Source organism: bacterium (assembly GCA_016716565.1).
Lineage (GTDB): Bacteria > Bacteroidota > Ignavibacteria > Ignavibacteriales > Ignavibacteriaceae > IGN2.
Window position 1 is genome coordinate 280,428 of sequence record JADJWC010000003.1, and the last position, 17,979, is coordinate 298,406.

The window sequence follows — 17,979 nt, forward strand, 5'->3', positions numbered from 1 at the left end:
AATTGTTCTCTCTCATTAGTAGTAAAAATAAGGATTATTTTCGAAATATTTTTTTGATACCTATATTTCATCTGTCATTCACCGAAACATTATCGTATTCATTGAAGATTTAATTTGAATAGAATTTTACTTCTGGCACTAATTGTTTTATCATTCTGCAAATCACTTTCTGCACAGAATCTTGATTTTCCATCGCTTGCCTTATCAGGTATAAACTTCAAAATATCCGGTAACGATTTTCCAGATAGTCTCGATAAATTAGAGATGCATTTACTCGGGAAGGACATCACAGATAAACTCAATATAAAACTTACCAACGGAGCCTTCGATACTTTACTGACAATCAACAATTCGGGCACTTACAAAATTGTAATCCCTAAATTCGAAGTTGAAGAAACTACAGTCAACATCATACCTGGAATATTGAGCATTATTCCTCCGTTGCTTGCGATTGCTCTTGCATTAATTTTCAGGCAAGTTGTTATTTCATTAATCCTTGGAATCTATTCCGGAGCTCTTTTCATTTACGGCTTTGATCCTCTTACAGCTTTTTTACGATTGATAGATAAGTATGTCATCGAAGCAGTCAGTGATGTTTCGCATACACAAATAATTGTTTTTACTCTTTTATTCGGAGGTGTGATAGGATTAATTTCCAGAAGCGGTGGAACCACTGGGATTGCTAATTCGCTTTCAAAATTTGCAAGAACAAGAAGATCCGGAATGATTGCAACGTGGCTTTCCGGATTAATTATTTTCTTTGATGATTATGCCAACGCACTTGTAGTCGGTAACCTGATGAGACCAATTACTGACAAATTGAAAATTTCCCGTGAAAAACTTTCATTTATTGTTGATGCAACTTCCGCACCTGTTGCAAGCATATTTATTGTAAGTTCGTGGATTGGCTATGAAGTCGGATTGATACAGGACGGACTAGATGTCATTGGCTCACCACTGAACGCTTATTCTGTTTTTATTGATACAATAATTTTTCGTTTCTATCCCATAGCAATGCTAGTATTTGTTTTTCTTATTGCATTTACTAAAAGAGATTTCGGCTCTATGCTTAAAGCCGAACGACGTGCAGCAGAAGAGGGAAAAGTTTCTGCTTCAACTTTTACTGCTGCTGAATTTTCTGAGAAGAGTGAACTATTTGGAAACGAAGATAAAGCTAAATGGTACAACGGTGTTATTCCAATTCTGGTTCTTGTTTCAGTTACTGTTTTTGGTTTGATGTTTACAGGAATAGAATCATTGAAAGAGCAGGGAGTGAAAGATTATGGATTAAGAGATATTATAAGTAATTCAAACTCATATCTTGCTTTACTCTGGGGAAGTTTCTCAGCATGTGTTGTTGCTGCTTTGATGATAGTTGCACAACGACTCTTGACTTTGCGACAAACGGTTGACTATGGTTTGCCGGAATTCGCTCAATGTTTTTAGCTGTGTTGATTTTAACTCTTGCCTGGAGCATCGGAGCAGTAACAAGTGAAATCAGAACAGCAGATTATATAATAAGTCTTATAAGCGATTCAATTGATCCACGCTTTCTTCCGGTGATTGTATTTATCGTTTGCGGCATTACCAGTTTTGCAACCGGAACAAGCTGGGGAACAATGGCCATTATGTTCCCGATCGTAATTCCGCTTTCGGCTGCAGTTACCGGAATGAATAACTACTCACCTGCGGATACACATTTAATTTTGATCGGAGTTGTAAGTTCTGTGCTAGCTGGATGTGTCTGGGGAGATCATTGTTCACCAATTTCAGATACTACAATTCTAAGTTCAATGGCTTCCGGATGCGATCACATCGATCACGTGAGAACGCAGCTTACTTATGCAATTACAGTTGGAATTGTAACTATGTTGATTGGTGATATTCTGACTGCGTTTGGATTGTCCCCGGTAATTGCATTGATAATAATTTCAACAATTCTGGTTGGAATTATTTATTTGTTTGGAAGAAGGGTTGATGTGATTCCCTCGGCTTTACAGTAGGGGTTCAAAATTTTGAACCCCTACGAATGAAATGATTACCTTAGCAAAACCATCTTCTTTGTTTCAACGAATGAGCCAGCTTTCAATTGATAAAAATAAATTCCACTTGAAAGGTTAATTCCACTAAATTCAATTTCATACGCACCTGCTGGTATTGGTTCGTTAACTAGTATTGATACTTCATTCCCCAAAACATCATAAATTTTTAAGGTTACGTTTGACACTTCACTTTTGACATTTGACGGAACAGAAAATTTTATTTTCGTTGTCGGGTTAAATGGGTTAGGGTAGTTTTGTTCAAGAGAAAATATTATTGGTGCATCAACTGTGACTTCGATGATGTTTGAAAAAGTAAATGTTACATCAAAGTCAATTTGCTTTAATCTGTATTGATATTTTCCAGTTTGAAGTGATTGATCAGTAAAAGAATATTGATGAACTTCAGTTGTAGTTCCAAAACCAGGAACAAAACCAATATTCACCCAACTGTTGTTGTTATTCTGAGCGAAGCGAAGAATCTCAAACCCAGAGTTGTTTGTTTCTGTCGACGTTGACCAGAACAGTTTAACATCATTGCCATAAAGTTCTGCAGTAAAACTAAGCAGCTCAACAGGAATAATATTATCAGTTTTGATTAACCAAACATCGTGAACTCCAGCACCAAATGACAAAGTATGACCTGTCATAATCAGTCCGCCGTCGTTTGTTTGTCTTACAAAAAATCCGACATCGGAAGCAGAACCGCCATAAGTTTTAAACCATTCTTCATTGCCGTTTGCATCGGTTTTAACAAGATAGAAATCATCACCTCCCGCACCAAAAGAAAGAGTATAACCAAGAACAATAAATCCGCCATCACTTGTCTGCTGAACTGAATTGCCATAATCTCTTCCTGTTCCGCCAAAAGTTTTTGTCCATACTGCATTTCCGGAAGGATCTGTTTTTATTAAAAGCATATCATAAAGTCCGGCACCAAAAGAATCTGTGTAACCGGTAAGGATATATCCGCCATCGGTTGTTTGCTGAACTGCATATCCACGATCAACATCATCGCCGCCAAAAAATTTATTCCATTGCTGATTGCCGAGTGAATCTGTTTTTACAAGCCAGGCATTTCCAATAAATCCCGGACCATAGGATAATGTCCAACCGGTAAGAATAAATCCGCCATCAGAAGTTTTATCAACATACCACGCACCATCCGAACTCAGTCCGCCGTGAGTTTTCTGCCAGATTAAATTTCCTGCTGGATCGGTTTTAATCATCCACATATCTCTGCTTCCTGCACCGTATGATGATGTAACTCCACCAATAAGAAAACCTCCATCATTTGTTTGGAGGACAGAATAACCTTCATCATCCTGAGCACCCCCAAATGTTTTTGTCCAGACCTGATTTCCTGAAGCATCAGCTTTAACAAGAAACACATCATTTAAACCGGCACCGAAAGATTCTGTATATCCGGCGATAATGTACCCGCCGTCAGTTGTTTGCTGAACTGAATATCCTTCGTCGTCACTGTTTCCGCCAAAGGTATTGTTCCATTGATGATTTCCGTATTTGTCTGTTTTGACCAGCCACACATTTCTACCGCTGATAGTTCCGTACGAGCGAGTGTAACCGGTAAGGATATATCCGCTGTCAGCAGTTTGCTGAACGCAGTGTCCGATATCAATATTAGTCCCGCCGAAAGTTTTTGTCCACATTGTATCGGGTGCTTGCGGGAACATCTGATTGGAGAAAAATAATATTACTAAAAGAAGCTGAGGTAAATATTTAATTCTGTTTTTCATTATTGTCTCCCTGATGAAAATTTGTATCACAAACTAAGGTAAAATATTTGTGGAAGGCAAGTAGGGCCTCAGTTTTTAAGCCCTTATGAATGAAATAATTATTTGATTAAAACGATTTTGTAGATTTCGAACAGGCAGGAATTTTAGAATAATGTATTTTGAGAATCATTCATTTATAGAGACACGCCCTCACGTGTCTCTACAATATTAAGGAGTATAGGGTCAGCTAATGTCCTTAATTTCTGGAATCTAAAAATGGATTAAGTGTAAAATCAAATTTTTCTTTTCCTGCAAATATCTCAGCTAATCTTTCTTCTTCAGATTTGTTCTTATCAACCCAGAGATATGTTGGTTTCAGGTTTTGTCTGGTCGGAATAAATTCTGAGTTGCCAATAGGTAAACCGTTCGAGTAAATATTATTTTCATCCACAAGAATTTTTTCGTTAGAAGATATCAGGTAATCACCGTCGTATATTTTCTGATATCTCTCTTTCAGTAGATTGTAAGTATCCCTGTAGGAGTATTGATTATAGCTTTCGCCCTCACAGGTGAAAGCTATTTTTATTGCATTATTTCCTTTGTGAACAAGAACCGGAGTCCCTTTTTCAACTTTTTCATAAACGATTTGTGCATCTTCTCTTGAAACTCTAACGCATCCGTGAGAAACATTCTTCTTCCCAAGATATTTGTAATAACTTTTCCCAAGCAATGCGTGAAAACCAATTCCGTCGTTGAAGCCCATCCAGTTCAGCATTACTGTGCTGTCAAACTGAACTGAATATTGTTTCTTCGCTTTCCACTGGATTGCAAACAAACCTGTGTTCGTTTCCATTCCTTTTTCAACTCGTTTTGTTCCGGAAGAAATAGGAAAATGGAATTCGTTTCCATCTCGCGAATAAAGCGTTGCGTGCTGCGTTGCAAGATTTACTTCGATGTAGTGATCTTTGTTTGTGTAAACAGTATCACGAAGTTGTTTAAAGTCGTATCCTGCAAATGGATGAAATGAATAATTAAATTTTGCTGGTGAAAAGTCTGCTGTGCTTTTTTTAAGGTAGGCGCTGTTGAAGAGGAGAATTGATGTGACAACTAAAGCTGCTAAAAAAATCTTATTCGTTCTTTTCATTTTCAAAATACTCTCTGACAAGCTGGGCTTTCTTATTTCCAATAATTTTTGATAAAGTTTCAGTGTTAGAATTTTTAATTTTTTCAACACTGCCCAGCTCCGAGAGCAACTGATATGCCGTTGCTTTTCCTATTCCTTTTATCTCTGTCAGTTCTGTCGTTATCGTTCTTTTGGATCTTCTTGCTCTGTGAAAAGTAATTGCAAAACGATGTGCTTCATCTCTTATTTGCTGTAAAAGCTTTAATCCTGAAGATGTTTTTGGAATTGATTCTGGTTCTGAATTTTCAGGAAAGAAAACTTCTTCAAGTCTCTTTGCGAGACCAATGATATTGTATTGTTTTATTCCGAGACTGTCTAATATTTCACACGCACTTGATAGTTGTCCTTTGCCGCCATCAACCACAATTAAATCCGGAAGAGGTTCTTTGCTATCAAGCAATCGTGTGTATCTTCTTCGAATTACTTCCTGCATACTTGCAAAGTCATCCGGACCTTCAACTTCTTTAATGATGAATTTTTTATACTCACTTTTTTTCGATTTGCCGTCAACAAATACAACCATACTTGCAACAGAATCTGATCCCTGAATGTTGGAAATATCGAAGCACTCAATTCGTCTTGGGAGAACTTTCAAACGTAAATCTCTCTGCAATGCCGAAAGTGCAAAAGGAACATTTCCTTCTTTCTTCATTTTTTGAAGTTGTATTTCTTTGAGCTGAAGATTTGCATTCTCTTTGCACATTGCAACGAGAGCTTTCAGTTCACCTCGTTGCGGTATAAATATTTTAACTTTTCTTTCTGCTTTTTGATTGAGCCATTCTTCGAGGAGATCTTTTTCAAGCGGTTCTGTTTCAAGCAAAATTTCTTTTGGGATTTCAACGTGATCGCTGTAATAAAACTTAATTGCTGAGTTATAAATTTCATTAATATCTTCTTTCCCTTGTAAACTCAAGCGAAGCTGTTTCTTTCCGACAAGCTTTCCACCACGAATATTAAATACAGAACAAGCAGAATCTTTATCTTCAAATGCTATTGAGATTACGTCTCTGTCTTCGAAATCATTACTTACGACTTTTTGTTTGGATGAAATTATTTGCAACTGTTCAATCTTGTCCCGTATCTCTGCTGCTTTCTCAAATTCCATATTGACGGAAGCTGATTTCATTTTATCATTCAGTTCTTTTATCAGATCGTCGGTTCTTCCGCGGATAACTTTTACAACTTCGTCAACCATATCGTTGTAATCTTTTTGGCTGACGAGTCCTTCACAGGGACCATCACATTTTTTAATATGATAGTCGAGACAAACTTTGAATTTTTTCTTTGCGATTGAATCATCGTTAATATCAAATTTGCAGCTTCTTATTTTGAAAACCTGATTGATCATCCTTAAAGCTGCTTTCATATTCTTAACGCTTGTGTACGGACCAAAATATTTTGAACCATCGCGAATAACTCTCCTCGTAGAAAAAATTCTTGGGAATGGCTCATTCGTTACTTTTATAAAAGGGAAAGATTTGTCGTCTTTTAAATTTACATTATATCTCGGCTTGAGTTCTTTGATGAGGTTGTTTTCGAGTACGAGTGCTTCTACCTCCGAATCTGTAACAACCAGTTCAAGATCAGCAATTTTACTTACAAGTGCTTCTGTTTTCGCATTGGGATTTTTAGAATGGAAATAACTCTTTACTCTGCTGCGTAGATTGTTTGCTTTACCGACGTAGATTACTTTCTTCTTATCATTAAAGAACTGGTAAACTCCCGGCTTTGCAGGAAGATTGGATAATTTATTTTGGAGTTCGGGATTCATCATTCTAAATTAAAAAATTTTCGCTGATGAATCTTTAGAAAAAGTTGGATTAAATCAATTGAAAAATGAGAATAAAATCTTGCTGACAGGAATCCCTACTTTGGCAATATCTCATTCTTGCCGATTACGACAATTCCGCTTTCAGTCACAGTAAATTTTTTCTTATCACCTTCTAGATCAAACCCGATTTCGTATCCTTCAGGAACGGTAACGTTTTTATCAATAATTGCTCTTCTAATCCGTGCATGTCTTCCGATGTTGCAGTTATCCATGATGATTGAATCAGTTATGTATGAGTAACTATTTACCCGAACATTTGGACTGAGAATCGAGCGTTCAACAAGTCCACCCGAAACAATGCAACCATCACAGACCAAAGAATTCAGACTTCTACCAACTCGCTCTCCTTCGTGTGAAACGGTTTTCGCAGGAGGAAACTGATATTGGTAACCACGGATATACCAGTTTGGATCATACATATTAAAATCAGGTGAAACGCTCAGTAAGTTCATACTTGAGGCATAGTAGCTGTCTATTGTTCCAATATCTTTCCAGTAAGGCTGTGATTTTTTATTCTCATCAACAAATTTGTAAGCAAAAACATCTCTGCCGGTCATCACCATATAAGGAATCACATCCTGCCCAAAGTCATTCGAAGGAATATGTTTTTCTTCCATCTCAGTGAAAATTTCTCTTAATGCATTCGCATCGAAAACATAGATACCCATATTCACAAATGAATGGTTCGGATTATCAGGAATAGTCGGAGGATTTTTTGGTTTCTCAATGAATGAATCAACTTTATACTCTGTATTTACGCTTACAATTCCAAACCGTGTTGCTTCTTCTTTCGGCACTTCAATGCAGGCCATGGAAAGATGTGCTTTCTTATCAACATGATATTGAAGCAGTTTCAAATAGTCCATCTTATAAATATGGTCACCGCTTAAAATTAGTACCTGCTTTGCTTTTCTGTCGGAAGAAAACAAATTCATATTCTGATAGATTGCGTTTGCAGTTCCGAGATACCAATCATTATTCAGTTTTCGTTGGGGAGGAACGGTATAAATAAATTCGCCAAGTTCAGGATTAAAAATACTCCAAGCTTCGAAGATGTGTTGATTGAGAGAATCTGATTTATACTGAGTGAGAATGTAAATTCTTCTCAACTCAGAGTTCAGGCAGTTTGAAAGTGCAAAATCAATTATCCGGTATTTTCCTCCGAATGATACAGCAGGTTTGCTCCTGACTTTTGTTAGGGGATAAAGTCTTTCGCCCTGACCACCGGCCAGAAGCATTGTTATTGTATCTCTAAGTATTGAAGAACCGTGAATGGTCATTTTCTCTCCTTTAATTTCACTTCAAAAATATATAAATATGGCTTCATTGACAATTTAAGAAATGGTTAAATCCTAAAAGTCGTAAATTTAGAAAGGCAGTTAAACGAAATAATAGCAGTTTAATCTGAACTTATTATAAATGAAAAAAAGAAGAATAATACTGATAATTTTTCTGGTGATTCTTATACTGATTTTGCCCGGAGCAGTGTACTATAAAATTCAGTTATTTAAGATGACTTATATTTATACTTATTTCCAGAAGCTCGATGAAAATTATATTGCTCCTAACCAGAGAAAACTGGATATAACAAAGTATGATCTTTCATTTGATCTCTATCCGGAGAATAAAATTATAATTGCCAGAGCAATATTGACTGGTAAAGTCTTGGATTCGACTCTCAAAACTATTGACTTAAATTTCTACGACAATTTTGATATAAAAAATATTAATCTTAACGGTAAATCCGTTGATTATAAAAATGAAGATACAAGGTTAACTCTTCCGTACACTAAATCTGAAACGGATGAATTTGAAATCGTGGTTGATTATGAAGGTACTCCGAAGAAAGCCGGACTGGAAGGATTTGTATTCGGAAAAAGAAATGGAACTTCAGTCGTTTATAATTTGAGTGAACCGACTTATGCATCATCCTGGTTTCCGTGCAATGATATTCCATTCGACAAAACGAATCTTGAAATAAAGATTACGAATGATTCAAGTATGGTTTCTGTTTCCAACGGAGTGCTGATTGATGTAACGACAAATGGCAGCAGAAAAACATATCGTTGGAAAACTGAATATCCGATTTCAACATACCTGGTAGCTATTTATTCATCAGATTATGAATATTTCTCAGACAAGTACATTTCATTGGATGGAAAAGACACGATGGATGTTGAGTATTATGTTCTTCCCGATAAGCTAGAGGAAGCGAAAATAGATTTCTCAACTCACGTGAATATGTTAGAAGTATTTTCGAAAATGTTTGGTGAGTACCCATTCATTAGGGAAAAATATGGTATTGCAGAATTTTTATGGTATGCCGGTGCAATGGAACATCAGACAATTACAGGCGTCTCATCGAATATGATCGGAGGTAAGAAATTATTTGAAGATACGTTTGTTCACGAACTTGCTCATCAGTGGTGGGGAAATGCAGTCGGACCAAAAAGCTGGAAAGATATCTGGCTTAATGAAGGATTTGCCACTTACTGCGAAGCACTATATTACGAAGCTGAGTCAGGTAGAGAAGCTCTCCAATCAACGATGTTGAGTAAATACAGCAGCAGCTTTTCAGGTTCTCTGGCTGAACCAGGTCCGTTTTTGTTCACAAGAACAATGTATGATAAAGGTGCGTGGGTTCTTCATATGCTTCGTTGGGAAGTTGGAGATTCATCATTCTTTAAAATTTTGAGAACACATTACGAGACTTATAAATACTCAAACGCTTCAATAAGTGATTTTAAATTTGTTTGTGAAAATGTATCGGAAAAAGACCTGGATAAATTTTTTGATCAGTGGGTTTATGGTAAAGGACAAATCGAATTGGAGTATAAAACAGAAACAGAAACCAAAGATGATGGAGCGATATTGAAAATATATATTGAACAGGTACAGGAAGAATATGAGGAATTTCACTTTCCGCTGGAAATAAAATTAAAGTATGAGGATTTATCTGAGCAGAATTATCGGTTCAACATTGTCTCAACAGATACGGTGCTTGAAATACCAATAAAGAATGTTACTGAATCGATTGACTTTGATCCAAATAACTGGCTGCTGGCACAAATAAATTCAGTAGATGAATGATCGAATTTTTTTTCCATCCGTATATATTTACCTTTGTTCAGGATATTATTAATTTAAAGGATTTAAGTGAAAAAAAGGTGAAGCTGCATTACTTTATCGGTAACCACGATTTCCTGCACCGTGATTTTTTTGAAAAAGAGTTTGGAGCGATATTATATCATGATGGATTACGAGTTGAATTAAACAACAAGAAATTTTTTATTGCACACGGCGATGGTATGGTAAGTAATGATATGGGCTATAATATTCTTAAATGGATTTTACGAAATAAATTTTTTCAGTGGCTTTATTCATTGCTTCACCCTGATTTAGGAATCGGTCTTGCGAGTAGAACAAGCAAATCAAGCCGAAGTTACACCGATAAGAAAGATTACGGAGAAGTTGACGGATTATTTGAAGCAGCCAAGAAAAAAATTGATGAAGGTTTTGATTATGTCTTGTTTGGACATCTGCATAAGCGTATCTGGGAAAAATATAAACAGGGTAACTACATCAATTTAGGATCGTGGCTTGATAAACCTTGTTACGGTGTATTTAAAGAACAAAAATTTGAAATTGTGGATTTATAAATTTTAAGTAAATGCTGAAGGGGATATGGGTGAGATAGATTTCGAAAAGTATTTTAATGATTCGAATTATAGAAATAAAAAAATGAAATCGGGAAAGAATAAGAAAAAGACCTGGTTAATAACCGGAGCCGTGATATTTGTTCTTCTTGGAAGTTTTATCGCATTCATTTATTCCGGTCTACCTTCATTGGAAGAGCTTGAAAATCCAAAACCGCAGCTAGCTAGTAAAGTATTTACAGCAGATGGTGAATTACTGGGACAATTCTTTATAGAAAATCGGATCGAAACAAATATTGGTAAGCTTCCTGATCATCTTATAAAAGCATTAATAGCAACTGAGGATAGAAAATTTTATAGTCATTGGGGAGTTGATGTTTCCCGGTTTATTAAGGCTATGGTGAAAAATGTGTTTTCCCTTTCTCTCGGAGAGGGAGCAAGTACACTTACACAACAGCTCGCAAGAAACCTTTATGAGCTTAAAGTAACCCGTGAAACGCAATTTGATAAAGCAATAAGAAAAATTCGCGAATGGATTACAGCCGTCCAGATAGAGAAGAACTTCACCAAGGACGAAATTATCGAGCTATATCTTAATGTTTCGTATTTCGGAAGAAGTGCTTACGGAATTGAGGCCGCAAGTCGGGTTTATTTTGGTAAAAGTGCAAGCGAACTAACTCTTCCTGAATCTGCTTTGTTCATCGCATTGCTAAAATCACCACGAGATTTCGATCCGGTTAACAATTATGACAACGCATTGAGGAGACGAAACCTCGTAATGTATAATATGGTTTCAGTAGGATTTCTCGATAGGAATGAATATGATAAACTTAAACAGGAACCTATTGCACTTGCTTCAGAAAAGCCAAGTGTAATGAGAACAATTGCTCCGCATTTTTTGGAGTATATTCGTCTGCAGATGTCAGAAATCGCTGACAAGCATGGTTTCGATTTATACAGAGATGGTTTAAATATTTATACTTCAATTGATTCCCGGATGCAAAAAATTGCAAACCTGGTTTCTGCCAAACACATTCAGGATTATCAAAAAATATTTGACAAGAACTGGAACTGGAACCGTAATAAAGATTTATTGGCTGATCTCGTTGATAATGCCATTAAAAAATCCCGCGGATACATAAATGCTGAAACATCGGAAGATAAGGCAGCACTCTATAACCGATTAAAAAAAGATGAAGCATTTATCGATTCAGTGAAATCAGTTGCAACAAAAATTGAAGTAGGTTTTGTTGTAATTGATCCATTTACCGGTGAAATTAAAGCGATGGTCGGCGGAACGAACCAGGAGTTCGGAAGAGGATTAAATCATGTTTCCGGAATAAAAAGACAACCTGGTTCATCATTTAAACCTATCATATATGCAACAGCAATGGAGAACGGCTATTATCCTGCTTACACAATTCTAAACCAAAAATTTGATTACAACGGCTGGAGTCCTTCAAATTCCGATAATGAATATACAGCGTATGAAACGATGAGATATGCACTTGCGTTGTCACTAAACGTTGTTACCGGGAGAATGACAATAAGCGATATTGCGCCACCAAAGCAAGTTGTTCAAATTGCAAAGAGGATGGGAATCGATTCAAATATTGATCCATATCCTGCAATTGCACTTGGAACATCTGAAGTTAGTCCGCTTGAAATGACTTCAGCCTTCGGGACTTTTGTCAACCAAGGAATTCATGTTGAACCTATTTCAATTTTAAAAGTTGAAGATAAAAACGGGATACTTGTAGATCAATTTGTTCCTGAATATGTTCAAGCGATTTCACCTCAATCCGCAGCAATTATGCAAAGTATGATGGAGGATGTCGTCGCCTATGGAACAGGTGCTGGTGTGCGAAGATATTATCAATATCCAGCAGCAGGAAAAACAGGGACAACACAAAATTTTTCAGATGCCTGGTTTGTAGGATACACGCCGGAACTTGTCGCCGGATGCTGGGTTGGCTTTGATGATCACAGAGTTAAATTTACTGATTGGTATGGACAGGGAGCCAGAGCCGCTCTGCCTATCTGGGCAATGTTTATGGAAGGAGCTTATAAAGAGATAAAAATTCCGGTCGGATATTTTAGTTCTGTCGATGGAATTGATACAGTTTCATTTTGCAAAAAGTCAATGGAATTAGGAGATACGAGGATAGCCAATAACTATTGCCCGGAAATTGTTTATGATATTGTTAATTCTAAAAATATTCCAATGACTTGTGAAATACATTCGGATAAAAATGTTATAATAAGAGAAGAACGTACTGGCGAAACAGGATGGTGATTTTTAATTTATAATTTAGAATGTATAATGTATAATTTAAGAAATTTAATTCTTAATTTTACATTATAAATTATACATTATACATTGTCTTGCCCGGATGGTGAAATTGGTATACACGCTAGCTTCAGGAGCTAGTCCACGCAAGTGGGTGGGGGTTCAAGTCCCCCTTCGGGCACAAATGTTTTGAGTGCAGGCCTGTCTACCGACAGGTAGGTTCAAGTCCTGTTCCGGGCACCAATCAAAGCTTTTATCCCTTCAAAAAAATTTCTTTAAAAACTGTTTATCGCATCTTCCAGCGATTTATATGAATCAAATACTTGCAGCGTAGACGTTTTTTCTCTCAGAACCTTAAAGACAGAAGCCGGCTCGACAATTTTTAAATCACCGCCGATTTTATTTAATGATCTTTTAGCAAGAACCAATGCTCCAAGGAAAGTTGAATCGAGGAATTCACATTGACTGATGTCAACAACCAGTTTCCTGAATTTTTTCTCAACGTCTTCCTCTAGAATTTTTTTGAATTCCTATGCTTCCTTCCAGGTTGCTCGACTTAAATTTACGACTTCAACAACTACGTCTTTTTCTATTTTCTTTTCAAAATCATCCATAATTGTTTTCCGATAAGTATTTGAAAAATGAATTAAGGAATAAAATTATCTGAGTATTTTTGAGTACAATTTCATTTGATCCTTATCCCAAAATAAACTGTTTTTCTTGCAAATGAAAATATTTCTTAGGTTAAGATGCCAAATTTTTTTTGAATAGAATAATTCATAAGAGAGAACAATCAATTCCAACGAACATATTGCATCAGGCTACGCTGAAGCTTCTGCTCTTGCAAAAGAGCATTACGAAAATTTTCCAGTCGTTTCACTTTTAATCCCGAAAAAATTCAGAAATGATATTGCTATAGTTTATTGGTTTGCCAGAACCGCAGATGATATTGCCGATGAAGGAAACTTATCAGTCCAGCATCGACTGGAAAAGCTGGAAGAACTAGAAAACAAATTGAAATCTGTTATTAGCAATTCACCAACCAATAATTTGGAAGCAGCACTTGGTAAAACAATCACAACAAGAGAACTGACACCAGCTAACTTTCATAATTTAATCAAAGCATTTAAACAGGATGTAACCAAGACCCGTTATAAAAATTTTTCTGAAGTGATGCATTACTGCTCAAATTCAGCAAATCCGGTAGGGAGAATTTTGCTGGAGTTGTTTAATATCAGGAATGAAAAAGCTGTTTATCATTCAGATAAAATATGTACTGCACTGCAAATCACTAATTTTATCCAGGATACGCTGATCGATTCTCAAAAAGGAAGAATTTATTATCCTTTAGATGAAATGGAAAAGTTCGGTGTTGATGAAAATTTGTTTGAGATGAAGCAAATTAATGATAATTTGAAGAGGCTTATTGAATTCAGTGTGGATAGAACTCAGTCGCTGTTCAATGAAGGAAAGCCCTTGCTGGATTATCTTTCCGGTAGATTTCGGTATGAGATAGCCTGGACAATAAAAGGTGGAGAGGAAATTCTCAGAAAAATACGCGGCGCTGATTTTGATGTATTCTCAAACAGACCATTTTTAACGAAGACAGATTATATAAAAATATTATTCAAAGCATTTATTCATAGATGACTGATATCGCAAAAGAAATAGCTAAAAAAAGTAAAAGCAGCTTCTATTATGCTTTTAACCTGCTTCCTGCTGAACAGCGTGACGCTATGAATACAGTCTATGCTTTCTGTCGTGAAACTGATGATATAGTAGATGAAGGCTCAGTTGATGATAATCTGAAATATGAAAAGCTTCGTAAGTGGAGAATCGAACTTGAGAAATCGCTTGATGGTCATTCCGATTATCAATTGATTAATAAACTATCCAGGACAATCCAGAAATTTAATATTCCGCTTGAACCATTCTTCGATTTGCTTAAAGGAATGGAGATGGACCTTCAGCAGAAAAGATATGTTACATTTAATGATCTGCAGAATTACTGCTATCACGTTGCCTCAACAGTTGGATTGATGTGCATAGAAATTTTTGGATATCGTCATCCATCTGCAAAAGATTTCGCAATCAATCTTGGTATAGCACTACAACTAACTAATATTTTACGTGATGTAAAAAAAGATGCTGAACGCGGAAGAATATATCTTCCGAAAGAAGATCTTGAAAAGTTTAACTACAAAGAATCAGATATCTTTAATAATACGTATAATGAAAATTTTCAGCAGATGATGAAATTTCAGGTTGAGCGAGCCAGGCAATATTTCAATACAGCGACAAATTCTCTGAATCATGAAGACAAGAAAGCAATGTTTGCAGCCAGAGCAATGCAGCACATTTATTACCGGATGCTCAACAAAATTGTCGATGCTGATTATGATGTGTATAACAAGAAAATCAGGATATCAAAAGTAAAAAAGGTCGGTATTTCACTTGGAGTTTGGGCTAAGTACAGAGTGGTTTACTGAGATAATTGCAAACTAATTAATGCAAAAGAAAGTAATTGTGATCGGGGGAGGTTTTGCAGGACTTACCGCAGCAACTTATCTTTCTAAAAATAATATCAAAGTTACACTTCTTGAAGCTTCACCGAAATTAGGCGGCAGGGCTTATTCCTTTAAGGATAAAGAAACTAATACTGTAATTGATAACGGTCAGCATATCATGATGGGCTGTTACAAGGAAACGCTCAACTTCCTTTCTTTAATTAATGCAACTGATAATTTCTACTTTCAAAAAAAACTGGAAGTAAAATTTGTAAATGAAGGATTTCAACTTTCATCGATAAAAAGCTTTTCTAAATTTTATCCAATCAATTTGATGCTCGGTTTATTGAATTACAAAGCACTGAGCTTCATTGAAAGAATCCATCTGCTAAAATTATTTTTAAAACTTCCTTTTATAGATCCGGTCAGATACAGTCAAAGAACCATTCTACAATGGCTGGAAGCTGAAGATCAGTCAGAAAATACGCGGGATTCATTCTGGAAAATACTTGCAGTTGGTGCATTGAATACAGGTATCGAAAAAGCTTCAGCCAAAATTTTTATTGACATTCTCAGGCAAATATTTTTGAGAGGGAATAAATCGGCAACCATTGTTTTACCTAAGTTTGGTTTGAGTGAATCTTATTGTAATAATGCTGAGGAGTTTGTTATTAAAAACGGGGGAGAGTTAATAAAATCTGAAGCGGTTGAAAAAATAATTGTGGCTAATGATAAAGTTGTTGAATTGCAAACATTAAAAAATAAATATTCAGACTTTGATTATGTTGTCTCTGCAATCCCTGCCTTTGCTCTTTCAAGAATAATGGACGAAAAAATTAATATCAACTTCCCTGATTTTAAATATTCATCTATCCTGAATATTCATCTCTGGTTAAAAGAGAATAAGTTTCCTAATGGATTTTTGGGACTTATCAATTCACCAATGCACTGGGTTTTCAATAAAGGCTCTCACCTGAATATCGTAATCAGTGATGCAGATGAGCTTGTCAACAAATCAGATGACGAATTGATGTTGATGGTAAAAGATGAAATGAAAAAATTCTTTTTGCTCGATCAGGAACTAATATCTTCCTACAAAGTTATTAAGGAGAAACGAGCTACTTTTATTCCAACAAATAATGTAATTAATAAACGACCTGCTCAAAAGACTCCAATAAAAAATTTAATATTTGCCGGTGATTGGGTTGATACAAGCTTACCTTCGACAATAGAAAGTGCTGTAAAAAGTGGAAGAATTGCTGCAGATATTATTATGAAAACAAACTAATTGATGCCTTCCTCACTAAGCAAGTAAGCAATAATTGCAATCGCTGCTGCTCCGAGTTCAAATTCTCTTGGATGGACAGCGTCAAAAGTATCATTTGCTGAATGATGATAATCCATATACCTTTGATCATCAGGGACGTAACCAAGATGGAGCTTTGCATTTTTTATTTTCTGAACATCAACTCCGCTGCCGCCTTTTCTTATCCATTCGATATTCGCTTTCTCTAAAACAGGAAGCCAGCTCTGTAATCTATTTATAATCTCAGTCGAATCTGTTTCAGCATAAAATCCAATTGGAGTGAACGCGCCACGATCAGATTCAAGAACTGCCAAGTGAACTTGTGAAGAAGTGTCAGCAAATTTTGCGTATTCAATTGCCCCGCGTGTGCCATTTTCCTCGTTGATGAAAAACACACATCGCAGAGTTCGCTTTGTTTGAATGCCAAGTCTTTTAATCAAATCAAGCGCTTCCATTGTCTGAATACATCCTGCACCGTTATCATGAGCGCCGCATCCCACGTCCCAGCTATCAAAATGTCCACCGACTAAAACTATCTCATCAGGTAATTCGGTTCCCTTTATTTCGCCGATAACATTGTATGATTGTGCATCCGGGAAAGTCTTGCAGCTTAACTTTAAATTTATTTTCAAGTCAGGATTTTTCTTTAATTCTTCACTTAAAAAATCTGCATCAAGATAACCAATTGCAGCAGCAGGAATTTTTGGGATGGTATCGTTGTAATCCATTACTCCAGTGTGAGGAACATTATCGCGCTTAGTAGTAATTGATCTGATGATGACTCCAACTGCTCCGTACTTTGCAGCTTCGATTGCGCCATTTACTCTTTGATCAACTGCGCCACCATAACCTGCAAAGGTATTTATTTTTGATTCATCCAGTGCACGGCTAAAGAAAACAATTTTACCTTTAGCTTCAGCTTTACTTTCAGCTAATTCTTCAAATGACTTCACTTCAATGACTCCGGCAGTTATTCCGTTAACCGGAGTTGCAATACTTCCGCCTAGTGCAAGTAATGAAAGTTCTTTTCCGGAATCAATGATCTTACAACTTTCAACATCGCCGCGTTCCCAATGCGGCACCATTACCGGCTGAAGCCATACATTATCAAATCCAAGAGATTTCATTTTTTCATACGCCCAGTTGATTGCTTTCATAGATTTTTCTGAACCGCTTAACCTTGGTCCTATTTCGCAAAGCTCACGGAGATACGAGTAACCTTTTCGTTCACTCAATGCATTTTCCACAATTAGTTGAGCGGTAGTAATATATTGATCAAAATTTGTTTCGTTGGTAATGGTCTGAGACATAATTGATTTTATATTGATAAAAATGAATAAAAATAGTATTGAATTGATTAAGCGGATATTCACAGTGGTTGAAGTGTTAAAATATTTTAGATTAAAATAAGTTCCGATGAGTGATTAGCTT

14 protein-coding genes and 1 tRNA gene are annotated in these 17,979 nt (G+C 36.2%); 9 read left to right on the forward strand and 6 right to left on the reverse strand.

Going from position 1 to position 17,979, the window contains the following annotated elements:
- Nucleotides 1-114 precede the first annotated feature (114 nt).
- Together IPM14_13400 and IPM14_13405 are read left to right on the forward strand one after the other, a co-directional pair.
- Nucleotides 115-1,446, forward strand: a complete 1,332-nt coding sequence (locus IPM14_13400) for a hypothetical protein (protein MBK9099088.1) — start codon at nucleotides 115-117, stop codon at nucleotides 1,444-1,446.
- Nucleotides 1,437-2,003 (forward strand): hypothetical protein, encoded by a 567-nt coding sequence (locus IPM14_13405; protein ID MBK9099089.1) that lies wholly within the window; start codon nucleotides 1,437-1,439, stop codon nucleotides 2,001-2,003. Before IPM14_13400 ends, IPM14_13405 begins: the two co-directional genes overlap by 10 nt.
- Before the next feature lie 35 nt (nucleotides 2,004-2,038).
- On the opposite strand, the gene IPM14_13410 is transcribed toward IPM14_13405, so the two are convergent.
- The 4 genes from IPM14_13410 to glgC all read right to left on the reverse strand — a co-directional run bounded on the left by IPM14_13410 (nucleotide 2,039) and on the right by glgC (nucleotide 8,069).
- Nucleotides 2,039-3,796 (reverse strand): T9SS type A sorting domain-containing protein, encoded by a 1,758-nt coding sequence (locus IPM14_13410; GenBank protein MBK9099090.1) that lies wholly within the window; start codon nucleotides 3,794-3,796, stop codon nucleotides 2,039-2,041.
- 235 nt (nucleotides 3,797-4,031) lie between these two features.
- Nucleotides 4,032-4,919, reverse strand: a complete 888-nt coding sequence (locus tag IPM14_13415; protein MBK9099091.1) for a L,D-transpeptidase — start codon at nucleotides 4,917-4,919, stop codon at nucleotides 4,032-4,034.
- Entirely contained in the window at nucleotides 4,903-6,729 is a 1,827-nt protein-coding gene (locus IPM14_13420; protein ID MBK9099092.1) for an excinuclease ABC subunit C, read from the reverse strand. The genes IPM14_13415 and IPM14_13420 overlap by 17 nt, the downstream gene beginning before the upstream one ends.
- A 95-nt stretch (nucleotides 6,730-6,824) precedes the next feature.
- Entirely contained in the window at nucleotides 6,825-8,069 is a 1,245-nt protein-coding gene (glgC, locus tag IPM14_13425) for a glucose-1-phosphate adenylyltransferase (GenBank protein MBK9099093.1), read from the reverse strand.
- A 139-nt stretch (nucleotides 8,070-8,208) separates the two neighbouring features.
- On the opposite strand from glgC, the gene IPM14_13430 reads away from it, so the two are divergent.
- From IPM14_13430 to IPM14_13445, 4 genes are all read left to right on the forward strand, one after another.
- Nucleotides 8,209-9,879: a M1 family metallopeptidase gene (locus tag IPM14_13430; protein MBK9099094.1), complete on the forward strand. Its 1,671-nt coding sequence runs from the start codon at nucleotides 8,209-8,211 to the stop codon at nucleotides 9,877-9,879.
- On the forward strand, nucleotides 9,876-10,448 hold the full coding sequence (locus tag IPM14_13435; GenBank protein MBK9099095.1) for a UDP-2,3-diacylglucosamine diphosphatase: 573 nt from the start codon (nucleotides 9,876-9,878) through the stop codon (nucleotides 10,446-10,448). The genes IPM14_13430 and IPM14_13435 overlap by 4 nt, the downstream gene beginning before the upstream one ends.
- Before the next feature lie 82 nt (nucleotides 10,449-10,530).
- Nucleotides 10,531-12,741: a PBP1A family penicillin-binding protein gene (locus tag IPM14_13440; GenBank protein ID MBK9099096.1), complete on the forward strand. Its 2,211-nt coding sequence runs from the start codon at nucleotides 10,531-10,533 to the stop codon at nucleotides 12,739-12,741.
- Between the two features lie 91 nt (nucleotides 12,742-12,832).
- Nucleotides 12,833-12,916, forward strand: a tRNA-Leu gene (locus IPM14_13445).
- Nucleotides 12,917-13,010: 94 nt separating this feature from the next.
- Here the strand turns inward: IPM14_13445 and IPM14_13450 are convergent.
- Entirely contained in the window at nucleotides 13,011-13,253 is a 243-nt protein-coding gene (locus IPM14_13450) for an STAS domain-containing protein (protein ID MBK9099097.1), read from the reverse strand.
- Between the two features lie 274 nt (nucleotides 13,254-13,527).
- On the opposite strand from IPM14_13450, the gene hpnC reads away from it, so the two are divergent.
- Genes hpnC through IPM14_13465 form a run of 3 tightly spaced genes read left to right on the forward strand, consistent with a single transcriptional unit; the run spans nucleotide 13,528 to nucleotide 16,530 of the window.
- Nucleotides 13,528-14,385 (forward strand): squalene synthase HpnC, encoded by an 858-nt coding sequence (gene hpnC, locus IPM14_13455; GenBank protein ID MBK9099098.1) that lies wholly within the window; start codon nucleotides 13,528-13,530, stop codon nucleotides 14,383-14,385.
- Nucleotides 14,382-15,224 (forward strand): presqualene diphosphate synthase HpnD, encoded by an 843-nt coding sequence (gene hpnD / locus IPM14_13460; GenBank protein MBK9099099.1) that lies wholly within the window; start codon nucleotides 14,382-14,384, stop codon nucleotides 15,222-15,224. The genes hpnC and hpnD overlap by 4 nt, the downstream gene beginning before the upstream one ends.
- A gap of 19 nt (nucleotides 15,225-15,243) precedes the next feature.
- Nucleotides 15,244-16,530: an FAD-dependent oxidoreductase gene (locus IPM14_13465; protein ID MBK9099100.1), complete on the forward strand. Its 1,287-nt coding sequence runs from the start codon at nucleotides 15,244-15,246 to the stop codon at nucleotides 16,528-16,530.
- Here the strand turns inward: IPM14_13465 and IPM14_13470 are convergent.
- Nucleotides 16,527-17,783, reverse strand: a complete 1,257-nt coding sequence (locus IPM14_13470) for a M20/M25/M40 family metallo-hydrolase (protein MBK9099101.1) — start codon at nucleotides 17,781-17,783, stop codon at nucleotides 16,527-16,529. The two genes, IPM14_13465 and IPM14_13470, sit on opposite strands and share 4 nt — an antisense overlap.
- Between the last annotated feature and the right edge of the window lie 196 nt (nucleotides 17,784-17,979).

Bases quoted from the DNA above. Each gene is read 5' to 3' on its own strand.
- IPM14_13435 (MBK9099095.1), top strand. From the start codon at position 9,876: ATGATCGAATTTTTTTTCCATCCGTATATATTTACCTTTGTTCAGGAT.
- IPM14_13405 (MBK9099089.1), top strand. From the start codon at position 1,437: ATGTTTTTAGCTGTGTTGATTTTAACTCTTGCCTGGAGCATCGGAGCA.
- IPM14_13410 (MBK9099090.1), bottom strand. From the start codon at position 3,796: ATGAAAAACAGAATTAAATATTTACCTCAGCTTCTTTTAGTAATATTA.
- IPM14_13420 (MBK9099092.1), bottom strand. From the start codon at position 6,729: ATGAATCCCGAACTCCAAAATAAATTATCCAATCTTCCTGCAAAGCCG.
- IPM14_13465 (MBK9099100.1), top strand. From the start codon at position 15,244: ATGCAAAAGAAAGTAATTGTGATCGGGGGAGGTTTTGCAGGACTTACC.
- IPM14_13415 (MBK9099091.1), bottom strand. From the start codon at position 4,919: ATGAAAAGAACGAATAAGATTTTTTTAGCAGCTTTAGTTGTCACATCA.
- IPM14_13440 (MBK9099096.1), top strand. From the start codon at position 10,531: ATGAAATCGGGAAAGAATAAGAAAAAGACCTGGTTAATAACCGGAGCC.
- glgC (MBK9099093.1), bottom strand. From the start codon at position 8,069: ATGACCATTCACGGTTCTTCAATACTTAGAGATACAATAACAATGCTT.
- hpnD (MBK9099099.1), top strand. From the start codon at position 14,382: ATGACTGATATCGCAAAAGAAATAGCTAAAAAAAGTAAAAGCAGCTTC.
- IPM14_13430 (MBK9099094.1), top strand. From the start codon at position 8,209: ATGAAAAAAAGAAGAATAATACTGATAATTTTTCTGGTGATTCTTATA.